Source organism: Afipia massiliensis, from assembly GCF_014203115.1.
GTDB lineage: Bacteria > Pseudomonadota > Alphaproteobacteria > Rhizobiales > Xanthobacteraceae > Afipia > Afipia massiliensis.
In genome coordinates, this window is sequence record NZ_JACHIJ010000001.1 from 344,683 (window position 1) to 366,467 (window position 21,785).

The 21,785-nt window shown below is 59.7% G+C and carries 23 protein-coding genes; 6 read left to right on the forward strand and 17 right to left on the reverse strand.

Annotation, left to right across the window (positions count from 1 at the left end):
• Positions 1-6: 6 nt before the first annotated feature.
• Genes phnL through phnG form a run of 6 tightly spaced genes read right to left on the reverse strand, consistent with a single transcriptional unit; the run spans position 7 to position 4,555 of the window.
• Entirely contained in the window at positions 7-705 is a 699-nt protein-coding gene (gene phnL, locus HNQ36_RS01580) for a phosphonate C-P lyase system protein PhnL (RefSeq protein ID WP_184082200.1), read from the reverse strand.
• Positions 706-712: 7 nt separating this feature from the next.
• Positions 713-1,495 carry a phosphonate C-P lyase system protein PhnK gene (phnK, locus tag HNQ36_RS01585; protein WP_184082201.1) on the reverse strand — a complete coding sequence of 261 codons (783 nt, stop codon included), beginning with the start codon at positions 1,493-1,495 and terminating at the stop codon, positions 713-715.
• Entirely contained in the window at positions 1,495-2,370 is an 876-nt protein-coding gene (locus HNQ36_RS01590) for an alpha-D-ribose 1-methylphosphonate 5-phosphate C-P-lyase PhnJ (RefSeq protein WP_184082202.1), read from the reverse strand. Before HNQ36_RS01590 ends, phnK begins: the two co-directional genes overlap by 1 nt.
• Complete coding sequence (locus tag HNQ36_RS01595; RefSeq protein WP_184082203.1) at positions 2,367-3,473, reverse strand: carbon-phosphorus lyase complex subunit; 1,107 nt, start codon at positions 3,471-3,473, stop codon at positions 2,367-2,369. The genes HNQ36_RS01590 and HNQ36_RS01595 overlap by 4 nt, the downstream gene beginning before the upstream one ends.
• A 3-nt stretch (positions 3,474-3,476) precedes the next feature.
• Positions 3,477-4,091, reverse strand: coding sequence for a phosphonate C-P lyase system protein PhnH (gene phnH / locus HNQ36_RS01600; RefSeq protein ID WP_184082204.1), 615 nt, complete (start codon positions 4,089-4,091; stop codon positions 3,477-3,479).
• Between the two features lie 2 nt (positions 4,092-4,093).
• Entirely contained in the window at positions 4,094-4,555 is a 462-nt protein-coding gene (gene phnG, locus HNQ36_RS01605; protein ID WP_184082205.1) for a phosphonate C-P lyase system protein PhnG, read from the reverse strand.
• A 125-nt stretch (positions 4,556-4,680) separates the two neighbouring features.
• Between phnG and phnF the strand changes: the two genes are divergently transcribed.
• The gene (gene phnF / locus HNQ36_RS01610; protein ID WP_184082206.1) at positions 4,681-5,412 is read left to right on the forward strand and encodes a phosphonate metabolism transcriptional regulator PhnF; all 732 of its coding nucleotides are present in this window, start codon (positions 4,681-4,683) and stop codon (positions 5,410-5,412) included.
• A gap of 8 nt (positions 5,413-5,420) precedes the next feature.
• Here phnF and phnE (HNQ36_RS01615) read toward each other — a convergent pair whose 3' ends face one another.
• From phnE (HNQ36_RS01615) to phnC, 4 genes are all read right to left on the reverse strand, one after another.
• Positions 5,421-6,272 carry a phosphonate ABC transporter, permease protein PhnE gene (gene phnE / locus HNQ36_RS01615; protein WP_184082207.1) on the reverse strand — a complete coding sequence of 284 codons (852 nt, stop codon included), beginning with the start codon at positions 6,270-6,272 and terminating at the stop codon, positions 5,421-5,423.
• A complete protein-coding gene (phnE, locus tag HNQ36_RS01620; protein WP_184082208.1) occupies positions 6,269-7,153 on the reverse strand; it encodes a phosphonate ABC transporter, permease protein PhnE in 885 nt (294 codons plus the stop codon). The genes phnE (HNQ36_RS01615) and phnE (HNQ36_RS01620) overlap by 4 nt, the downstream gene beginning before the upstream one ends.
• Before the next feature lie 65 nt (positions 7,154-7,218).
• Positions 7,219-8,157, reverse strand: coding sequence for a phosphonate ABC transporter substrate-binding protein (gene phnD, locus HNQ36_RS01625; protein WP_184082209.1), 939 nt, complete (start codon positions 8,155-8,157; stop codon positions 7,219-7,221).
• 45 nt (positions 8,158-8,202) lie between these two features.
• Positions 8,203-9,012, reverse strand: a complete 810-nt coding sequence (gene phnC / locus HNQ36_RS01630) for a phosphonate ABC transporter ATP-binding protein (RefSeq protein ID WP_184082210.1) — start codon at positions 9,010-9,012, stop codon at positions 8,203-8,205.
• 196 nt (positions 9,013-9,208) lie between these two features.
• Here phnC and HNQ36_RS01635 point away from each other — a divergent pair, with 196 nt between their 5' ends.
• A complete protein-coding gene (locus HNQ36_RS01635; protein ID WP_184082211.1) occupies positions 9,209-10,399 on the forward strand; it encodes an alpha-D-ribose 1-methylphosphonate 5-triphosphate diphosphatase in 1,191 nt (396 codons plus the stop codon).
• 23 nt (positions 10,400-10,422) lie between these two features.
• Entirely contained in the window at positions 10,423-11,124 is a 702-nt protein-coding gene (locus tag HNQ36_RS01640) for a DUF1045 domain-containing protein (RefSeq protein ID WP_184082212.1), read from the forward strand.
• Positions 11,125-11,167: 43 nt separating this feature from the next.
• On the opposite strand, the gene HNQ36_RS01645 is transcribed toward HNQ36_RS01640, so the two are convergent.
• From HNQ36_RS01645 to HNQ36_RS01675, 7 genes are all read right to left on the reverse strand, one after another.
• The gene (locus HNQ36_RS01645; protein WP_184082213.1) at positions 11,168-12,970 is read right to left on the reverse strand and encodes an AMP-dependent synthetase/ligase; all 1,803 of its coding nucleotides are present in this window, start codon (positions 12,968-12,970) and stop codon (positions 11,168-11,170) included.
• Between the two features lie 19 nt (positions 12,971-12,989).
• On the reverse strand, positions 12,990-13,802 hold the full coding sequence (locus HNQ36_RS01650) for an ABC transporter ATP-binding protein (protein ID WP_210311907.1): 813 nt from the start codon (positions 13,800-13,802) through the stop codon (positions 12,990-12,992).
• Between the two features lie 5 nt (positions 13,803-13,807).
• Positions 13,808-14,986, reverse strand: a complete 1,179-nt coding sequence (locus HNQ36_RS01655) for an ABC transporter substrate-binding protein (RefSeq protein ID WP_184082215.1) — start codon at positions 14,984-14,986, stop codon at positions 13,808-13,810.
• 19 nt (positions 14,987-15,005) lie between these two features.
• The gene (locus HNQ36_RS01660; RefSeq protein WP_184082216.1) at positions 15,006-16,046 is read right to left on the reverse strand and encodes a branched-chain amino acid ABC transporter permease; all 1,041 of its coding nucleotides are present in this window, start codon (positions 16,044-16,046) and stop codon (positions 15,006-15,008) included.
• The gene (locus tag HNQ36_RS01665) at positions 16,046-16,924 is read right to left on the reverse strand and encodes a branched-chain amino acid ABC transporter permease (RefSeq protein ID WP_184082217.1); all 879 of its coding nucleotides are present in this window, start codon (positions 16,922-16,924) and stop codon (positions 16,046-16,048) included. The genes HNQ36_RS01660 and HNQ36_RS01665 overlap by 1 nt, the downstream gene beginning before the upstream one ends.
• Positions 16,924-17,757, reverse strand: a complete 834-nt coding sequence (locus HNQ36_RS01670) for an ABC transporter ATP-binding protein (RefSeq protein ID WP_184082218.1) — start codon at positions 17,755-17,757, stop codon at positions 16,924-16,926. The genes HNQ36_RS01665 and HNQ36_RS01670 overlap by 1 nt, the downstream gene beginning before the upstream one ends.
• 150 nt (positions 17,758-17,907) lie before the next feature.
• Positions 17,908-18,681, reverse strand: a complete 774-nt coding sequence (locus HNQ36_RS01675) for a FadR/GntR family transcriptional regulator (protein WP_184082219.1) — start codon at positions 18,679-18,681, stop codon at positions 17,908-17,910.
• A 615-nt stretch (positions 18,682-19,296) separates the two neighbouring features.
• On the opposite strand from HNQ36_RS01675, the gene tnpA reads away from it, so the two are divergent.
• The 3 genes from tnpA (at position 19,297) to tnpC (ending at position 21,779) form a co-directional block, all read left to right on the forward strand.
• On the forward strand, positions 19,297-19,827 hold the full coding sequence (tnpA, locus tag HNQ36_RS01680; protein ID WP_184082220.1) for an IS66 family insertion sequence element accessory protein TnpA: 531 nt from the start codon (positions 19,297-19,299) through the stop codon (positions 19,825-19,827).
• Positions 19,824-20,180, forward strand: coding sequence for an IS66 family insertion sequence element accessory protein TnpB (tnpB, locus tag HNQ36_RS01685; RefSeq protein WP_184082221.1), 357 nt, complete (start codon positions 19,824-19,826; stop codon positions 20,178-20,180). Before tnpA ends, tnpB begins: the two co-directional genes overlap by 4 nt.
• Positions 20,181-20,252: 72 nt before the next feature.
• Complete coding sequence (gene tnpC / locus HNQ36_RS01690) at positions 20,253-21,779, forward strand: IS66 family transposase (protein WP_184082222.1); 1,527 nt, start codon at positions 20,253-20,255, stop codon at positions 21,777-21,779.
• The last annotated feature ends 6 nt before the right edge of the window (positions 21,780-21,785 follow it).

Below are 21,785 nucleotides of genomic sequence, written 5' to 3' on the forward strand. Positions count from 1 at the left end.
TTCCTCTTACGCTACCGCCGCGAACGACGCCACGTCGATAATGCGGTCCGCGATCAGGTTGCGCACCTCGTCATCATGAACGATTGCCACCATCGCTACACCGCGTAGCTTCTTCTCTGCGACAAGATCGACCACGATCTTCCGATTGGCTCCGTCGAGCGATGCGGTCGGCTCGTCCAGCAGCAGGATCGGCATGTCGGAGATGAAGCCACGCGCGATATTGACGCGCTGTTGCTCGCCACCGGAGAAAGTCGAGGGCGGCAAGGTCCAGAGCCGTTCCGCGATGTTAAGCCGGTGCAGCAACGCACCCGCCTGTGCACGGGCCTCATTACGGGCAACACCGTTCGAGATCAATGGCTCCGCTACCACATCGAGCGTCGCCACGCGCGGCACGGCCCGCAGAAACTGGCTGACATAACCGATCGTCTGTCTGCGGACACGCAGAATGTCGCGCGGCAGCGCCGTGGCGATGTCAACCACAGCATCATTGTGGCGGATGGCAATGCGGCCATGATCGCAGCGATAATTGCCGAAGATCATTTTCAGGATCGACGACTTTCCCGCACCCGAAGGTCCGGACAGCACCACGCATTCACCGACGTTGGCTTGCATCGATACGCCCGACACCACCGGCAGCCGCACTCCATTCTGCAAATGCATGGTGAAAGTCTTCGAAGCGCTGGATATCTCGATCATTGGAGACATGCTGTCCTCACGCGGGCAAAATCGAGGAAACGAGAAGTTGGGTGTATGGCTCATGCGGATCGTCCAGCACCTGATCTGTCAATCCGGATTCGATCACCTCACCGCCCTTCATCACCATGACCCTGTGCGACAATAGCCGCGCCACGGCAAGGTCGTGTGTGACGATGACGACCGCAAGCCCGAGTTCGTTGACCAGTCCCCGCACCAGATCGAGCAGCCGCGCCTGAACCGAAACGTCAAGTCCGCCGGTCGGCTCGTCCATGAACACAAGTCGCGGCTCGGTCACAAGATTACGCGCGATCTGGAGCCGCTGCCGCATCCCGCCCGAGTATGTCTTCGGCGCGTCGTCGATCCGATCCGTCGAAATCTCGACGCGCTCCAGCCACGACGACGACGTTTCACGAATTCGGCCGTAGTGCCCCCAGCCGACCGCCATCAACCGCTCTCCGACGTTCGCGCCGGCCGACACGGCCATACGAAGTCCCATGGCTGGGTCTTGGTGGACGTAGCCCCAATCGGTGCGGAACAGAAACCGCCGCTCCGCTTCGCCGAGGGTGGCAAGATCGCGCGTCACGCCGTCGCCCATGCGGTACGATACGCGTCCCTTGCTTGGCGCAAGCTGCGTGGACAGCATCTGTAGCAGCGTCGACTTCCCCGAGCCGGACTCGCCCACAATGGCAAGCACCTCTCCCGGGTAAAGCTGAAACGAGATGTTCTTGCAGGCAAGCTGCCGACCATAGGACTTGCTGAGTCCCTCGCAGATGAGCAGCGGCTGATCGTCGTTACTCATCACGTCACCTGATGATCGGCGCCGAAACCCGCGCCCTGATGACCGTCCGCGCGGCGCGTTTCGCAGTAATCCGTATCGGAGCAAACAAACATCCGTCCGCCTTTGTCATCAACCACGACTTCATCGAGATAGGACGCACCGGATCCGCACAGCGCGCATGGCGCATCGAACCGGTAGGTCTCGAACGGATGATCCTCAAAGTCGAGCGACGTCACTTTGGTGTGCGGCGGGATCGCATAGATGCGCTTCTCGCGGCCCGCCCCAAACAATTGCAGCGCCGCGCAATCGTCCATCTTTGGGTTGTCGAACTTCGGCGTCGGCGACGGGTCCATCACGTAGCGGTCATTGACCTTCACGGGATAAGCATAGGTCGTCGCGATGTGGCCATGCCGCGCGATGTCCTCGTACAACTTGACGTGCATCAGCCCGTACTCGCCAAGCGCATGCATGCGGCGCGTCTCGGTTTCGCGCGGTTCAAGAAACCGCAGCGGCTCCGGTATCGGGACCTGATAGACCAGAACCTGGTTGTCGTTCAGCGCCGTTTCGGGAATCCGGTGCCGCGTCTGGATCACGATCGCATCCGAGGTCACCGTGGTGGTCTTTACACCTGCGGTTTTCTCGAAAAACTTCCGGATCGAAATCGCGTTCGTCGTGTCGTCCGAGCCTTGATCGATCACCTTCAGGATATCATCGCGGCCAAGAATCGCCGCTGTCACCTGCACGCCGCCGGTGCCCCAGCCATAAGGCATCGGCATCTCGCGGCTGGCGAACGGCACCTGATAGCCGGGTATGGCGATTGCCTTGAGAATTGCTCGGCGAATCATCCGCTTGGTCTGCTCATCCAGATAGGCGAAATTATAAACCGGTGCGTTCATTCCGCAGCCTCCGCGAGCGTGACATCGCTATCCTTCGCAGCCTCAAACTCCTTGCGCAGCTTCCGCAGAAGGCCTAGTTCGGACTGGAAGTCCACATAGTGCGGCAACTTGAGGTGCTCGACGAATCCCGTCGCCTGCACGTTATCGGAGTGCGACATGACGAATTCCTCGTCCTGCGCTGGCGATCGCGCTTCTTCGCCGAGTTCACGTGCACGAAGCGAACGATCTACCAGGGCCATCGACATGGTCTTGCGTTCACTTTGACCGAAAGAAAGACCATAGCCTCGCGTAAAGCACGGTGCCGCCGTGGCCGACCCCTTGAACTGGTTCACCATCTGACATTCCGTCAGCGTGATCGATCCAAGCGGGACAGCAAAGCCAGCGTCTTCCACCATGAATTCGACCTCTACATCGCCGAAACGAATTTCGCCGGCGAATGGATGGGTCCGACCGAATCCGCGTTGAGTTGAATAGCCCAACGCCAACAGGAAGCCCTCGTCGCCGCGCGCAAGATTCTGCAGGCGCAGATCGCGCTCCGCTGGAAAGTTCAACGGCTCACGCGTCAAATCACCGATTGGCTTGTCAGGATCAGCATCAGGCGATGGCTCGATCAAGCCGTCCGCGCCGAGAATGTCGGTTACGCGCGGCATCGACGCATCATCCACATCGCCCCGAGCGGGCGCGGGCACCGGCGTGTCCTGCGTCAATGACGGATCCAGCAGCCGATGCGTGTAGTCGAATGTCGGCCCAAGAATTTGCCCTCCAGGAATATCCTTGAATGTCGATGAGACACGGCGGCGCACCTGCATGGCTGCGGTATTGAGCGGTTCGGTCGCGCCAAACCGTGGCAGCGTGGCGCGGAACGCGCGCAGCAGGAAAATCGCCTCGATCAGGTCGCCTCGCGCCTGCTTGATCGCCAGCGCCGCAAGTTCGCGGTCATAGAGCGAGCCTTCGGTCATGACGCGATCGACCGCCAGCGTGAGCTGCTCAGAGATCTGTGCGAGCGAGAGATCAGGTACAGCCGGATCGCCGCGGCGTTCATGCGCCAGAAGTTGGTGAGCGTTTTCGATGGCGCGCTCGCCACCTTTGACCGCAACATACATGACTCAAGTCCCCTTTACGGTGACGCGTGTGCTGCGCGGCAAGGCCACGAGTTCAGTCCCGCACGTCAACAGCAAATCGATCCCGCGCGGGAATAGCGCGCTATTGGTCTGCATACGTTCGGCAAAGTCGGGTGGCAGCGCACCGGCGCGCAACGACGCCATGCCCTTGATACCTGGACCACAAAGAACCAGTTCAGGCCCCTTGGTCAGTGTTTCGACCTGAATCAAAAGTGTCGTCGATTGATCAGGGTATTCCGGCGTTCCGAGAGCGAAGTCCGCAAAATCCGGCAAATTGGTACCGTTGTGGATCAGGGCAAAAGCTGCGCGGGACGCGTCAGTGGTGAGCGGCGCGTCGCTATGAAACCGCAACCATTCGGAAATTGCCGGAATCCCGGCGAAATGATTGTCCAGCCAGACAGGTGTATCATGATCGAACAGAGTGAGTGCTACCGCGGCGGTCGCCTGCATCAACGGCGATGATGCATGCACCGTATCGGCGATTGCCTGAATCGAACCGGGCCGCGCCAGCGCATTCATCACGCGACGAAACACCGATTGCGACGAAAGCACGGGATCGGTCAAACCTGAGCTGGATTCAAGATTCGCGTGAAGCGCCATCGTCAGCCCTCGCCTCTTACCAGCGTGTAGAAATCGACCCGCGTCGCGGCCGTCTCAGCGGCCTGTTGGCTACGCGTCGTCTCGCGCTCTTGCCGTAGCGGCGCGACAACTTTCTGTTCAATCTCGGCCGCTAAGTCGCCGCTCTGAATCAGCGCGTCGCACAGGGCGATCAGCCGGGCCTTCTCGCCGTCGCGCCCCAGTACGTAGCCAAATCCCACCTCGCCAGAGGCGAGACGCACCGCCGCTCGCGATACGCTGGCCTCGCCAAGGTTGAACGGCGCGCCGTCACCACCAATCCGCCCTCGGATCATGACGAGGCCGCTCTCAGGCTGACGCGCCAGCTCGTGCGATGGAAGGTCAATCGTTACCAGACATGCCGCTATCCGTTCCGTCGGCGCATGTGCCAGGACCGACATGGCGTCGCGGCGACGGGCTTGCTGCGGATCTAAATGGGGTTGGATCATGTCCGACTTGCCGATTCCAAGTTGTCTATGTTAATAGACAACTTCGTAACGCATGGCCATGACAATCTGGTGACACCGGACATGATTTTCACAGCGCAACAGGTGCATCACAACGAGTGGCAATCATGAGCCTAACCGGCGAAACCAATACCGGTGTGGCGCTTTGGCGACGCGTGGCGGATTCCATCGAGCAAGGTATCGCCGATGGAACGTATGCACGTGACACGCGCCTCCCCGGCGAACTGGAGATCGCGGAAGCCCATCGCGTCAACCGCCATACGGTGCGCCGCGCCCTCGCGGCTCTTGCCGAGCGAGGGCTGGTGCGCGCCGAACGTGGCAGCGGCACCTATGTCGAAGTGCCGCCCATCGCCTATCCGCTGCGCTCACGCACGCGGTTTTCGGAGATTGTTGGAGCCGGTGGGCAGGAAGCCGGCGGTCAACTGCTCAGCGCGTCTATTGAATCCGCGCCGCGAGAACTGGCGAAGCGACTGGCTCTCAAGGCAGATGCATCGCTCCTGCGGATCGACGCCCTGCGAATGGCAAATCGCATTCCTATCTGCCTTGGAACCACGTGGCTCGATGCAAACCGTTTCGCGGATGGCGGACGGATCTACGAAAAGACCCGGTCAATGACCAAACTGCTGGCCCATTTTGGTGTGCGTGACTACCGCCGCGAGTGGACCACCGTCTCGGCTGCCATCGCAGACGCCGCGGATGCCGCACGGCTCGACCTCGCTCTGGGACGCCCGGTGCTGGTCGCGGACAGTCTTGATACGGAGCCCAACGGCACGCCCCTGCTCACAACACGGGCGCGCTTTGCCGCCGAGCGCGTTCAGTTCGTCATCGAAAATCAGTAGTCCGCGAATTAGTGATGTACATCGCCCGCACGCCCGATAATCGCAAAACGCAGTCGGGTCGAAATGAAATCGATAATTGCGACAGCGACCAGAATCATCAGGATCAGTGTCGAGACCTTCTGCCATTCCAGCACGCGGATTTGTTCCGCGAGTTGCAGGCCAATGCCGCCCGCGCCGACAATGCCGATGATGGTGGCCGAGCGCGTGTTGGACTCGATGAAATAGAGAATTTGCCCCGCAAGCACAGGCAGCACCTGCGGCATCAGCCCAAACCGTATTTCATGCAGCTTGCTGCCCCCGGCCGCCCGGATGCCTTCCACCTGCTTGCGATCCGCCCCCTCGATCGCTTCCGAAAACAGCTTTCCAAACGCGCCGAAATCCGCCGTGGCGATTGCCAGCACGCCGGCGAATGGTCCGAGCCCCACAACGTTGATCCAGACCAGCGCCCAGATCAACGTATCGACGCCGCGGATCGAGTCCAGAAAGCGCCGTGCGGGGAAACGAAGAAAAATGGATGGAATTATGTTCCGCGCCGCCAGGAGACTGACCGGCAATGCCAGTACTGCCCCGAGCAGCGTGCCGAGAAACGCGATCGACAGGGTTTCCCCCATAGCCGCGAGATAGGTCGGAAGCGACGTTCCGGGATCCGGCGGGATCATCAGCATGACGAACCAGCTGAGCTGCCGGAGGCCGGTCATCAGACGATCCAGCGAAAAGTCCAGATACCAGCACCCAAACAGAAACAGCGCAAAAGCCGCCACGCCGATGGCCAGCGCCTTCAGCCGCGCCGTATGCGCCCCCTGAAAAAGCTCCGGGTACTGCGCCGCCAGTTGGGCTGGGTCTCGCGTCACCGGCGTCATGTGCGCTGCTCCACGCCAAACAAACGCCCGCGCAGCCACCCGGTGAGAATGTCGATGATGAAGACCGTGACGATAATCATCAGCAGAATGGCGCTGACGTCGGAGTAAAAGAACTTGCGCACCGCACCCACAAGTTCCTGGCCGATGCCGCCGGCACCGACAAACCCCATCACCGACGCTTCGCGCACATTGATCTCGAAGCGCAGCAACGTATAGCTCGCGAAACCCGGCATCACCTGCGGCAGCACCGCAAAGCGGATGGAAGACATCCAGCTCGCGCCCGTGGACCGGACACCTTCCAGCGGCTTCATGTCAATATTTTCAGCTTGCTCCGAATAGAGCTTGCCCAGCGCGCCGATCGAATGAATGGCAATGGCCAATACACCCGCCATAGGCCCGAGGCCAAACGCGATCACAAAGATCAAGGCGAACACGATGCTCGGAACGGTTCGGCAGAACTCCATGACCCTGCGCACAACAAACCGAGGGCCGGGATGCGGCGACAGATTGGTCGCAGCGAAAAAATTCAGGCTAAATGCGCCGACCGCACCGATGGTGGTGCCGACATAGCTCAACAGCAGAGTCTCCGCGAGCAACTTCAGCCACTTCTGCCAACCCCAAAACCACTCAGCGGGGTCGGTCCAGACTCTGCTGCCGGTATCGAGATTCAATATCCGATCGAAATAGCCGACAAAATTGCCGATCTTGTCGACAAAAATCCTCGGTGCGACTTCCGCGCCGAGGCTAGCGACGATCAGCAGTGCCACGAAGACTACGAGGCCCGCCGCAAAACGCAAACGCTTGCGTGCGACAGCTGCGTCATACGCGGCTTCGAGCGCCGCGATCTGCTGCGGGGGATAGCTGGAAAGGCTGATCGTCAATTTGGTCACTCTACGCACAAAGGAAGAAGGACCAGACCTGCAAAAGGTCCGGTCCCTCGTTCAAATCAGGAGGCTTTCCTCTTCCGAAGGCTATCGACGAACTTGATTAGTTCGATCATGCCGTCCCAATCCTTGGTGGTCGCGGCGTTGAAGTCCTTCTTCTGTCCGTCGGACAGCCTCTCGAAGGCGGCCTTGTCTTTGGTCGGCACTGCGAAGAAAGCCTTCTCGATGCCGGCCTTCAGATCGGCGGGCATGTCTGTCAGGACAGCATAAGGGCCGTTGAGGATCGGGGCGGACTTTTGAACGATCCGGAAGTCCTCCTTCTTCATTGCCGAGCCGTCTGCATTCTTCAGCATGCCCTTGGTCAGCATCTGTGCAAGCGTCGAATCGTTGTCGGCAGTCCACTGATTGGCGGCGACGTCGATGGTGCCTTGCGAGAGCGCAAGCAACGCGTTCTCGTGGCTTCCGGTGTACACCACCTTGCCAAAATACGATTCGGCGTCGGTAATCTGCATCTTGTTCAGTTCGAACCGTGGCACGTTGTTACCGGAAGTAGAGTTGGGATCGACCAGGCCGAGATTCTTGCCCTTCATATCGTCGATGCTTTTGTAGGGGCTCTTGGCCAGCACAAAGAACATCGAGTAGTAGCCGGTGGTTCCGTCGATATTGCGATCGTTGGCGAAGGCTTCGGTCTTGACGCCGGTCATACGGGCCCGCGCGAACGACGCGGAGCCATGGCTCGCGATATGAATCGCGCCGGTTCGCTGGCCTTCGATGACGGCTGCATAGTCGTTGGCGATGCGCAAGTTCACCTTCACGCCGAGCTCCTTGCTCAGGTAAGTGATGAACGGAGCCCAGCGCTCGGTCACGCCCGATGCGTTTTCAGCAGGAACCACCGCAAAAGTGAGTTCGGGATACTTGGCCTTCCAGTCTTGCGCGAACGAAGCGGTGGCGCTAAAGGCAAGCGCAGCGGCGCCGGCAATGACGGTGCGACGATTGATCATGATGTCCTCTCGGTGAGTCAGATAGGTTCGTTACAGAACAGGAAGTTACGCAGCCACACTTCCGAACGCTGGCGTCAGATCTCCGGGCACGAAGTCCGGCGTCCCGTCCATCACTTCGCCGGCCTCAAGATCATAGAGCTCGCGCGCGATGCTGTCGGTGAGCGCGGCTGGCGCGCCATCGAACACAATTCGGCCGGCGGACATGCCGATCAGGCGATCACAATAGGTCCTCGCGAGATCCAGGGAATGCAGGTTGCAAATCACCGTGATACCGAAATGCTTGTTGATGCGCAGAAGAGCATCCATCACGATGCGGGTGTTGCGGGGGTCGAGCGACGCAATCGGCTCATCCGCCAGAATGATATCCGGCTGCTGCACCAAAGCACGCGCGATGGCCACGCGCTGCTGTTGTCCACCCGAGAGCTGGTCTGCGCGCTGCGCAGCCATGGGCATCATGTCGAACTGCTCAAGCGCTGAAATCGCGATTGCCTTATCGTCCTGCGGCCAAAGCTGGATCAAAGATCTCCACAGCGGCACGCCGGCAAGGCGTCCCATCAAAACGTTGGTCAACACATCGAGCCGTCCAACCAGATTGAACTGCTGAAAGATCATCGCGGAACGTGCCCGCCAGCGACGCAAATCGCGCCCTTGCAGCGCAGTCACATCGATCCCTTCAAACAAGATTCGTCCGCGGGTCGGAGTTTCCAGCCGATTGATCATCCGCAGCAGCGTTGACTTCCCGGCTCCCGAGCGGCCGATCACGCCGACAAAGCGGCCCGGCTCAATCGAGAAAGAGGCATTGTCGACGGCCGTCTTTGTGCCAAACCGACACGTCAATCCGTCTACCTCAAGCATGCGCCGACTCCGTTTATGTAACCTCCCCCCTCGCTAGCGTGCGTTTCCTACAGTTGTGTGACATGACGACTTGCCAAGGCCGATCTGCCCGAAATCGCAAATCCTGTGATGAAAATCCCAGTGTCATTCAAACTTCACACCGTCGTCATGAAGACTCCCGATGACGTGATCTCCTTGGTTTGAAAGCAGTTGGCGCATGACGGACATTTTGATCGAGGGCGGCAGGGCGCTGGTCGGACACGAGCTCGTGGATGCCAGCATCCACATCGCGAACGGAACAATCGCTGAAACATCGTCGCGCAGCGGCACTGCCGCCATGCGTCTCGACAGCCGCGGCCTGATCGCCCTGCCCGGAATCGTTGACATGCATGGCGACGCCTTCGAGCGCCAGATGATGCCTCGTCCCGGAGTCGACTTTCCGATCGATATCGCTCTCGTTGATAGTGATCGTCAGGCGATCGCCAATGGCATCACAACAGTCTTCCATGCCACCACATGGTCGTGGGAGCCGGGTCTGCGCGGAACGGAGAACGCGCACCGGCTGCTCAATGCCATAGAGACCATGCAGCCACAGCTCGCCGCCGACACCCGCTTCCACCTGCGGCAGGAGACATTCAATCTCGACGCAGAGCCCACCATCGCCGAATGGCTGACGGCCGGGCGCATCGATCTCCTTGCCTTCAATGATCACATGGACATGACCACAGCGTCCATGAACAACCCGAAGAAGCGCGCCCGCATGGTGGAGCGCTCCGGTCTCAGCGAAACAGAATTCGACAAGCTGGTCGAACAGGTTCTGGCCCGCGCTGATAATGTTCCAGCGTCAATTACACGGCTTGCAACCGTTGGCCGCGATCACGGCGTCCCGCTGCTGTCCCATGACGACGAATCGCCCGATCAGCGCGCTGGCTTCCGCAGCCTGGGCATCGATATCGCCGAATTTCCAATCAACGAGGAAACGGCGCGCGCGGCGAACGAAGGCGGCGATTTCACCGTCTTCGGCGCGCCAAACGTGGTGCGCGGCGGCAGCCACACTGGATGGACCAGCGCCGCCGAGATGGTGAGCAAGGGCTTGTGTTCGATTCTTGCGTCCGACTACTACTATCCCGCGCCCCTGCTTGCGGCGTTCCTGCTGGCCGCCGACAACATTCTGCCGCTGCCGCAGGCCTGGTCGCTGGTCTCCGGCGCGCCTGCGAAAGCAACCGGGCTACACGACCGTGGTCAGATCGCCGCCAGGAAACGGGCTGACATCATCCTCGTCGATGCGCGCGAGCCGCGGAGGCCGCGTGTTGTTGCAGTCATTTCCGGCGGCCGTATCGTTCACCACACCGAGCCGCAACGCATTTTATCGGGAGTTGTTGCCGCGCGAAGGGTTGAACCGGCCTGAGCGGGCGGGTACTCAAGGTTTGCATGCCGCAGTATCCCCGCTACGCGATCTATTATGTGCCATCAGCCGCCAGCGCCCTTTATCGCTTCGGCGCTGAGCTGATTGGCTACGATGCGTACACAGGTCAACCACAGTCATTCGCCGACGGCATTGAGACCGAGGTTGAGGGATGGAAGCAACTTGCAGCCGATCCGCGCAAGTACGGCTTCCACGCCACACTCAAAGCTCCGATATCACTCGCTCCGGGCAAAAGCGAGAATGAGCTGGCGGCGGCGATGCAAGAGTTTGCGCGGACGCCCCGCAGCATCCCGGTGATCGCGCCCACTGTCCGCAGCATCAGCAGCTTCATCGCCATCGTGCCGGACGGTCCCTGCCCCGAGCTGCAAAAATTCGCGGAAGATTGCGTCACGGAATTTGATAATTTTCGCGCACCGCTAACCAGTCCAGACCGTGAGCGGCGAAATGTGTCGGCGCTCACCGACCGGCAGATCAAATATCTCTATCGCTGGGGCTATCCCTACGTGTTCGAAGAGTTTCGCTTTCACATGACGCTGGCAGGATCTCTTCCGGCAGAACGGCTTGGATCTGTTACCGAGGTCTTGCGAAAACGGTTTGCCGCGCTGGAACTGAAATCGATTCCGATTGATCGGCTGGCGTTGCTGCGTCAGGACGATGCGGCGTCAGGATTCACGCTCATCCAGCATTGGGCCCTTCAGAGCGCTTGATCGTGACAGGGTGCGCGCAGGAATTCTGCGTAGGCCCAGAACTCTATCGATAAAGCCCTTCGATCTCCGAAACATATTTCTTCTGCACGTTGGAACGCCGGACCTTCATCGTCGCTGTGACCTCGTCGTCGTCGTGGTCCAGTTCCTTCGTCAGCAGATGAAACTTCCGGATCTGCGATACTTGCGCAAGCTGCGCATTGGCGGTGTTGATCTCAGACTGGATCAGATCACGCAAGCTTTCGTTTTCAGTGAGATTCTTGAAATTCGTATAGGCGATGCCTTTTTCTTCCGCCCACTTCCCAGCGAGATCATAGTCGATCTGGATCAGCGCCGAGACGTATTTCCGCGCTTCGCCGATGACGATGCACTCCTTGATGAACGGACTCGACTTCACGGTGTTCTCGATTTCCGACGGACTCAGATTCTTTCCACCCGCCGTAATCATGATGTCTTTCAGCCTGTCCACGATACGGAAATGGCCGTCCTTCAACTCCGCGACATCTCCGGTGTGCAGCCATCCGTCGCGGATCGACATGCGGGTCGCTTCTTCGTTGCGATAGTAACCTTCAAACACCGTATCGCCGCGAATGAGCAACTCGTTCGACTGTCCGAGCTTTGTCTCCATCCGGTCAATGCCGCTGCCCACGGTCCCCACTCGCCGGTCCGACAACACCTGCCCCAGCGCGATGCCCGAACTTTCCGTCAAACCGTAGACCTCGATCAGCGGCACGCCGATGGCGCGGAAGAAATGCACTATCGCAGGCGAGATCGGCGCGGCACCGGTCATGGCAATGCGGGTCTTTCGCAGCCCGATGAAGTTTTGCAACGCGCGGAAGACCAGCCAGTACGACAGCGCAAACTTGAGCTTTTCAGACAACGTTCGGTCGGCTACGTTCTTCTCCGCAAAGGGCTCGCAAGCAGCATAGGCCCGCTCGAACATCGCGCGCCGGATGTGCCCCGCCTCCAGCAGCTTGATATGGATCGACGAGTGCAGCTTTTCCCAGATGCGCGGTACGCCGAGGAACATGCTTGGTGCAACCTCCCGCAGATCCTCCTGCACGGTTCGAATTGACTCTCCGAAGTTGACCAGCGAGGCCAGATACGTCGGGACCATCACTGTCGTCATCTGCTCGGCGACATGACACAGCGGCAGGTATGACAGGACACTTGCGGATTGATCGACAACCAGCCGATCCGCACAACCGATCGCCTGCGCCCGAATGTTCTTGTAGCTTAGCATCGCGCCTTTCGGCTTTCCGGTGGAGCCGGATGTGTAGATGATCAGCCCGATTTGCGAGAGTTGCTGCCGGTCGATGATGCCATCTACCAAAGACGAGTGACTGGTCTCGAACTCGACGCCAAGCGCTTCCAGCGCATCGAACGACATCACCTGATCGGGCGGATAATCCCTGATGCCCTTCGTCTCGACAACGATGATCCGCCGCAGCTTCGGCAGTTCATCGCGGCGTTCCAGAACCTTGTCGACCTGTTCCTGATCCTCGCAGACGATGATCTCGGATTCGGAATGTGCCAGCACATAGGCAACTTCATTCGACGGGCTGGTCGGATAAACACCGACCGCGACCCCATCGACGATGTTTGCGCCAATTTGCGCCAGCACCCATTCGATCCGGTTCTCGGACAGAATGGCGACGTGACCACCCTCATTGAGGCCGAGCGCCCGAAAGCCGAGGCCGACATGGCAAGCCCGCGGGTAATAGCGCTGCCAGGTCGAAGGGTTCCAGATTCCGAACTCCTTTTGACGGATCGCCACGCGCTCCGGATAGCGACGCGCGTTCTCGCGCAGCATCTGCGGCAGCGTCAGTTGGGGAAATCTGTCGCTCATTCGATCCTCGTTCACAATCCTAGGACAGCCAGCGCTTACGGCGCTTGTAGTGCTTGATGCCCCGAAAGCCCTTGGTCTCCGCATTCGCCGCGCCGACACCGAGATAGAATTCGCGAACATCCTGATCGCGCAACAGCTGCGCCGTGGGACCATCCGTCACGATCTTTCCCGACTCCATGATGTAACCATAGGTCGAGACAGCGAATGCAACCGCCGCATTCTGTTCCACCAGCAGCATCGAAACGCCCTGCTCGCGGCTGATGCGCGCAATAATCGTGAATATCTCTTCGACCAACTTCGGCGACAGACCAAGCGACGGCTCATCGAGCAGCATCAATTCCGGCTGCGCGATCAGCGCGCGACCGATGGCCAGCATCTGCTGCTCGCCGCCGGAGAGATAGCCTGCGCGCCCGGTTCGCCGCTCGAACAGGCGCGGAAAATAAGTGTAGACGAGATCGAAAGGTGTCTTCGCGCCGCTGCGACCCGACATTGCGTAAGTGGCGGCGGTCAAATTCTCCTCGACCGTGAGGTCCTCGAATATTCTGCGACCTTCCATCACATGGAAAAGCCCGCCCCGCACCAATTGATGCGGAGCGAGACGTGACACGGAGCTGCCCTTGAACAGAATGTCGCCTGTGGTGACCTTGCCATCCTCCAACTCAAGCAGGTTGGAGATAGCCTTGAGCGTGGTCGACTTGCCGGCCCCATTCGAGCCCAGCAAGGCGACCACCGCTCCCTTGTCGACCTTCAATGAGAGGCCGCGGAGCACCTGGACCGTCTTGTTATAGACGACCTCGATATTGTTGACGGAGAGGAGTGCTTCCGCTGTCATCGTCATTACTTCGCGATCTTGATCCAGTCGGAGACCGGCTTCATGGTCTTGTTCGCGCCGTCATACTGATAGACACGCCCAACAGGAACGGTGTTGCCGGGAATCGAGATCGGCACGCCGATGATACCGCCGGTGTCGAAGTCCTTGATCGAGTTCAGCGAGGCTTTCATGTTGGCCGCGGTGAGATCCTTCTTGGCGTCAAGCGTGCGCTTGGCAGCCTCGGTCATCAGCATCGCGGTCAGGAAGCCCTGCATGTAGCCGGTCGACTGATACTCCGGGCGGATCTGCCGGATCTTCTCCAGCATTGGGGACTTGCCTTCCGTGTCGAAATAGTAGCGATACGGCATCACGCCCATGAATCCATCAGCGACATCTGCGGACTTCGCCCAGATTGCATTGTCCATCGACCAGAACGTGCCCATGAACTTGGTCTTGAGGCCAAGCTGCTTGGCCTGGCTCATGAATTCCGGCAACGGCGCCAGGATGTAGCCGTGGAAAATGGTGTAGTCCGGATCAGCTCGGCGCAGCTTGAGCACCTCGGTCGAAACGTCGACGCTGGTCGGCGGCGTCGCAATCTTTTCCACCACCTTCAGGCCGAGTTCAGCCGCCCGCTTCTCGGTCGGCGCGATCGGATCGCGTCCAAATTCCGTATCCGAATTAACCAGAGCGATTTTTGCACCCGGCTTCGTCTTGGCGATGTACTCGAGCAGGATGCCAATCATCTCCGAATAATCTGGACCGGCGATGAACTGGTTGGGAAAGTTCTTCGGATCGTTCAGTTCGGTCGCGAAGGACGCACCTGCAAGCATGATATCGCCACGGCGATTTAGCTCGGCATTGATGGTCTTCGAGAAGGCGGTGGAGTCTCCGTAATAGAGGCTCACCTTTTCCTGGCTGGTGATGCGATTGAAGACCGCCACCGAGTTATCGACCTTGTAGCCGGTGTCCTCCGCAGCATATTTGACCTTGCGGCCATTGATGCCGCCGGCATCGTTCACGATCTTCACATAATCTTGGAACGCATTGTTCAGTGCGATTCCTGCGAAAGCAAACACACCCGTCATAGGCATCGATGCACCGATCACAATGTCGTCGGCGGCACGCGCTGGAGCGTTAAGGCCTAGTGCGAGACAGCCCGCAGCTGCGTAGGACAGCACCTTTCGGCGTGTTGGAAAGAATCTCATGGTTGCTTCTCCCTGTGTGTCATTTCTTGAACGGCCATAGATGAAAGAAACGCCGCACGCGGCGCCAGATTTCGGCAAGGCCCTGCGGCTCGAACAGCAGAAACCCGATAATCAGCAAGCCGAAAACGATTGTCCGGATTGGCGACAATTGCGCTGTCGCATTCGGAATGAAGGTCAGATAGGACACCGCGATCTTCAGAAATTCCGGCACCATGGTCATGAAGATCGCGCCAAGGATGGCGCCCAAGATCGTGCCCATGCCCCCCACGATGACGGCGGCGAGAAAGAACACCGAATAGATCAGCGGGAAACTTTCCGGCGTAACCACGCGGAAGAAGTACGCCCACATGCCGCCCGCAACGCCGGCGTAGAACGACGACAGTGCGAAGGACAACAGCTTGTACTTCAGCAAGGGAATACCGAGCACCTCGGCCGAAATATCGCGATCCCGTATGGCGATGAAGGCGCGGCCGATACGGGTCCGGAACAGATTGGCCGCGGCGAATACAGCCAGCGCCGTCAGCGGCATGAACAGCCAATAAAGCTGGAACGGACGCGCGAGATCGTAGCCGAACAACCGCGCGGGCGGCATGCTCAGCCCCTGCGTTCCACCTAGAAAGGCGGGCCCATTGGCGAACAGAAAGTGCAGAATGAAGGATGCCGCGATGGTCGCAATCGCAAGATAGAGCCCCTTCACGCGCAGGCTAGGCACACCGACAACGAGGCCGACCGCGGCCGACACGAAGCCCGCGATGATGAGATTGATAACGAACGGCGTACCGACGCGAATTTCAAGAATAGCGACGGTGTATGCGCCGACCGACATGAAGGCCGCCTGCCCGAGGCTGACGAGGCCGGTATAGCCAGTGAGGATGTTGAGGCCGGTGGTGCTGACGATGTGGATCAGGACAAGACAGGCGAGATAGATCCAGTACTGATCCGCGAAGAACGGAAACAGCACCAGCGCCGCGAACAGCGCGACCAGCATCACGCGCTGCACGTTGGTGTCGAGCAGTGCTTCTGCCTGAGCGTAGGTTTGATGGGCCGCGCCGATACGCATCAGAGTCGCTCGATTTCAACTGTGCCGAATAATCCGTAAGGACGGATCATCAGGGCAACCACAAGGATACTGAAGGTGACAAGCAACTTGAATTCGCCGCCCATGTAAGTACCGACGAGCGCCTCGACGACGCCGATGGCAAGGCCCGCCACCAGTGCGCCTGCAATGGAGTCCAGCCCGCCAACGATAACGGCGACCAGCACCGAGAGACCGAATACGCCCATGGTTGGCGAAATACCGCCAATCGAACCGATCAAAATGCCTGATCCCGCAGCCGCCATACCCGCGACAATCCATGAGACCGAGAATACCGCAGGAACATTGATCCCGCAGGAGAACGCGGCGCCTTGATCGGTCGCGGTGGCGCGCAGCGCGACGCCGCCCCGCCACGTCTGGAAGACAACGAGAAACGCTGCGATCAATACCGTCGCTACCACAAAGCTCACGGCGATCTTTGGTGAGATGTATGCGCTGCCTATAAATATCGGCTTCGACGGCAAAAAGTTCGGCAAGGTGGCGGGATCACTCCCCCACACAAACTCCACAAATCCGATCAGCACCGAACTGAGACCGACAGTCACCATGAACACCGAGATCGGGCTCTCACCGAGCATCGGTCGGATCAGAATACGTTCGATAACGCCGCCGAGAATGCCGCCGCCGATCACCGTGAGAATAATCGCAAGCCAGATTGGAAGCGCAAATGCCGCGGTCATTCCGAAGAAGAAGTACGCGCACAGCATCAGCATCTCGCCGACGGCAAGATTCAGAACCTTGGTTGCCTTGTAGATCAGCACGAAAGCAATGCCGGTCAGCGCCAACAGCGCGCCCGATCCAAGCCCAGACAACACGACCTCGAACAGGAACAGCCAATCCATCACGCTGCCCTCTCGCCCGCGATCCGCCGCGACAGATCACCGACATCGCCTGACCCGAGATAGGCTGCGATCACGTCCGGGTTGTTCTGAATCTCCGCGGGTTTTCCGGCCGCAATCACCTGACCAAAGTTCAGCACGACAACATGGTCCGAGATGTCCATCACCAGTCCCATGTCGTGCTCGACCATCAGGATGGTCACGCCCCACTCTTCCTTCACGTCGAGGATGAAGCGAGCCATGTCCTCGGTCTCTTCGCGGTTCATGCCCGCCACCGGCTCGTCCAGCATCAGCACACGCGGTTGCATCGCAAGCGCGCGCGCAAGTTCGACGCGTTTGCGCAGGCCGTAGGACAGTGACGCCACCGGCTGGTCGCGGATATGCTCCATCTCAAGAAAATCAAGCACCCGCCGCTCGATCTCGGATCGCAGCTCAAGCTCCTCGCGCCTGGCCCGCCCGAAGTACCACAGCGCGTCAAACACATTCGTCCGCATGTGCGCGTGACGGCCGAGCTTGATGTTGTCGAGCACCGTCATGCCGCGAAACAGCGCGATGTTCTGAAACGTGCGGGCCAGACCGATCTTGGCCCGCGCCGGCGGATGCAATTTGCTAATGTCGCTACCGTCGAATTCGATCGCGCCGGCCGACGGGCGGTAGAAGCCGGAGATGCAGTTGAACAGCGACGTCTTGCCCGCGCCGTTCGGACCGATCACGGCCGTGATCGATCCCGGAGCGACGGAGAACGAAACATCCGACAGCGCTTTCAATCCGCCGAACGCAAGCGAAAGGCCGCTGACGTCTAAACCTGCAGAGGACGACGATGTCTGATTGCTCATCGTCATGCGCCGAACTGCGCCGGGGACGCGGCGAGTACCGCCGGCCTGCCAGTCTTCAAACGGCGTGAATCAATCGAACTCAACTGACGCTCCCCCTTTTGACTTGCCCGCGGTTGATCCGCTCTTTTGGCTGTTCTCTCGTTTCGGTGCCTATCGCTTGCGGCCCACCAAAGCATGTTCCATGTACATTCGCTCGACCGGCCGATCGAGCGAGTTACCCGCGCGCTCAAAGCCTCTCCGCCAGTCTTCAACGTGCCGCCGCATCCATACTTTCCCCGCTTCCTTGTCGCGTCTACGGATCGCGTCGAGCAGGTGATGGTGTGCAACAATGAGGCGCGGCATGCCTTCGGCCACGTTGCGGACCACCATCTCCGTGGTGGGAAAAAACAGCAGACCTGCCGGTTCTCGCGCGAGCTGCAACACGCGGTTATGGGAGGCCTTCGCAATCAGGATGTGAAACTCCGCATCCAGTTCAGCGAATGCGGCATGATTTGCGATGGCCTGCTCGGTCTTCTCGATGTTCGCCGCGATCTCGGCGACGTCGTCATCTGTCGCATGATCGACAGCATATTCGATCGCGGCGATCTCGAGGATCATCGCGGTTTCATACAATTCGCGGAAGGTCACTTCGTGCAGCACAAGCGCCCGGCTCAACCGGCTTGCAAGCTTGTTGTAGCGCGGCAGGCACGCATACAGGCGGCGGCTGGAATCGCGCCGGATCAATCCGCTCTCTTCGAGCACCCGAATGCCCTCGCGAACCGTGGAACGATTCACACCGAACTGCTGAACAAGTTCGGACTCCGTTCCGATCGGATCATCGGGCTTGATGCGGCCATTGACGATTTCTCGCTCAATCGCGTCAGCCACCTTTTGATAGGCCGGCGCAACCTCAATACGCGCGAAATTCGGGACCACGGACGACATAGCGTCTCATCGTTGTTTGTCGGACAAAGGCTAGGGACGAAATCTTTCTCGGTCAATGGCCTAAAAACAGCGTCTGCAACGAAATTTTGGGGTGCATCGCACAAGATTCTGCACCAAATGTCACTTTGTCCGACAAGGCCATTGCATGATGGCAGCGGCCAACGACGAGGCATGATCAATTGACAAGGCACCAGCAGACGCGCCCGCTCGTTGTGGGCGGCCCAGTGATCAGGGTGTCGGTTGTTTGCGCAGTTCTGCGGTGCCAAGAACGTCGAACGACTGTGCAATCGGCGTTCTGGAAGCTGGCTGGCGACGCAGTGCTGATCGCACCGGTCTCCACCCGAATTCACTGCTAACAGGGAATTTTGCAGGGAAATCTACTATTCCAAAGCTTCAGAAGACTATTTCTAATCGACAAACTGCTGCGCTGCAGCGGCTTTCAGGGAATTCCCTGCGCAAGTAAACAGGGAAAGAATTTGGCTGATCAGAGAATTTTTGAACAGGAACAGAGAATTCTACCTGCAAATGCCGTAAGCGTTGAATTCTCACACACTTGTATAGCATCGCGTGGACGCGATCTGTTCTCCCCTTCGATTTGTGGATGTGGAGAGCGAGATGGTGGCAAAGAGTGGATCCTGGACACGTCAGGGCGAGGCTTTCTGGCGGGCGCATCATGAGGCGTGGAAGCGCAGCGACTTGAATCAAAGGCAGTATTGCGAGGCGTATGACATCCCGCTCAAGGCCTTCGGCAATTGGCGGGCTATTTTTAAAGCCGAGCCGCAGCCACCAGAGCGCAAGCTGCTCTATCGACGTCGGGGCTTTAGTCCTCCCCTAAGTCCGCTGCTAAATCCTCCCCTAAGTCACCCCTTAAGTCACCTGGCTTATCCCTCCTCGTGGTCAGGAAGCCCCATCGTTCCGCGAGCGCGTGAGGGCCATCGCCGACGCTTCAGCGAAGCGGACAAACGCCGGATTGTCGACGAGGCGACGCAAGCTGATACGAGCATTGCGGAGGTCGCGCGCCGCTACGGCATCGACCGCCGCGTTCTGCGTCGATGGAAGGTCGAACTAGCAGCCGTCACAGTGCCAACGTTCGTGTCGGTCGAGATCACAGACGCGACCTCGTCTGCAGAGGAGCGCATGGCATGACGCTGCTTCCCTCCGGCGTGAAGGTGCATCTGGCACTTGGCTTTATCGACATGCGCAAGGGCATCGACGGCCTGGCGATGCTGGTGCAGGGCGTACTGCAGCAGGATCCGTTCTCCGGCCATCTGTTTGTGTTCCGAGGCCGCACCAGAGCCAACCTCATCAAGATCATCCATTGGGACGGTACTGGACTTTGTCTCTTCACCAAGCGGCTCGATCACGGCATGTTCCTGTGGCCGCCGAGTATCGATCCGGGCGAGACGCTATCGCTTACGTCAGCACAGTTGTCCCTGCTGATCGATGGCGTGGACTGGCGCGCGCCGGAGCAGCGCTGGCGCCCGGCCCTGGCCGGATGATCTGCGACGGATTGACTCAATGGTGCCTTCGGAGCGGCGGACGCGGACGCGAGTCGGCTACACTCTATCGTCATGAACATCGATCTCGCCGCCCTGCCGGCCGATGTAGAGACGCTGCAGCACTTGGTGCGCGCGCTTGCGAGCGAGCGCGCCAGCTTCACCGAAGCGCAGGCCGAGATTGAACGGCTCCGCCTTATCATCCGCAAGCTGCAGCGCAGCCAGTTTGGACGGCGAGCTGAACAGCTCGACAACGATCAGCTGCAGCTGGGGCTTGATGACCTCAACGCCGATCTGGCGAGAGCGGAGAGCCGGATCGAGGCGAAGACGCCCTCACCGCGGACACGCACCGCGCGGGCAAGTCTGCCGTCGCATCTAGAACGCGAGGATGTTCGGCTCGATCTCGATCACCAGACCTGCTTCTGCTGCGCTGGCCGCCTCCATTTGATCGGTGAGACCGTCAGCGAGATGCTCGACCATGTTCCGGCGCGCCTGCGTGTGATCCGTATCTGCCGGCCGCGCTATGGGTGCCGGAGCTGCGGGACTATCCACCAGGTCGCGGCGCCGGAGCGGCCGATCGCCAAGGGCCTCGCCAGCCCTGCTCTGCTTGCTCACGTTCTCGTCTCCAAATACTGCGATCACCTACCGCTATACCGACAGAGCCAGATCTTCGCCCGGCAGAGCGTGGAGCTCGACCGCTCGACGCTCGCCAACTGGGTTGGTGGCGCCTGTTGGTGGCTGGAGCCGCTCAAGGCAAGGCTCGCCGAGCACGTCTTCGCATCCGGCAAGCTGTTCGCCGACGACACGCCGATCCCGGTGCTCGATCCCGGCCGCGGTCGCACCAAAACCGGTCGGCTGTGGGTGTATGCTCGGGATGATCGTCCCTGGCAGGGGCCCGATCCGCCGGCGGCCCTCTATCTCTATAGCCCCGATCGGAAGGCCGAGCGCCCCATCTCTCACCTCTCGAAGTTCAGGGGCGTTCTGCAGGTCGATGGATATCCCGGCTTCGAGCGGCTCGGCAGCGGCATCGATCTCGCGGCCTGCTGGGCACATGCGCGGCGTAAGTTCTACGAAGTGCATCAAGCAACAGGCTCGCCGATCGCAGGCGAAGCCTTACGCCGCATTGCGGAGCTCTATGCTATCGAAGCTTCTATCCGCGGGCAGACAGCGACTGAACGACAAAGCGCGCGTCAATCGAGGTCATTGCCACTCGTGACTGCACTCAAGGTTTGGCTTGAGCGACGGTTCGTGCATCTCCCGCCCCGCAGCAGCCTCGCCGACGCCATCCGATATAGCCTCACTCGCTGGGAGGCCCTTTGCAGCTTCCTCGGCGATGGCCGTATTGAACTCGACACCAACACGGTCGAGCGAGCAATCCGCCCAGTCACACTCGGCCGCAAGAACCATCTGTTCGCCGGGTCGGATGGCGGGGGCCAGCGCTGGGCGACCGTCTGCTCGCTCATCACAACCGCCAAGCTCAACAATGTCGAGCCCTTCGCCTATCTCAAGGACGTGCTCGAGCGCATGTCCGGCGGTCACCCGATGAGCCGGCTCGATGAACTCCTGCCGTGGAATTGGCGCTCGCCAGCCGCCTTCAACTGACACCAC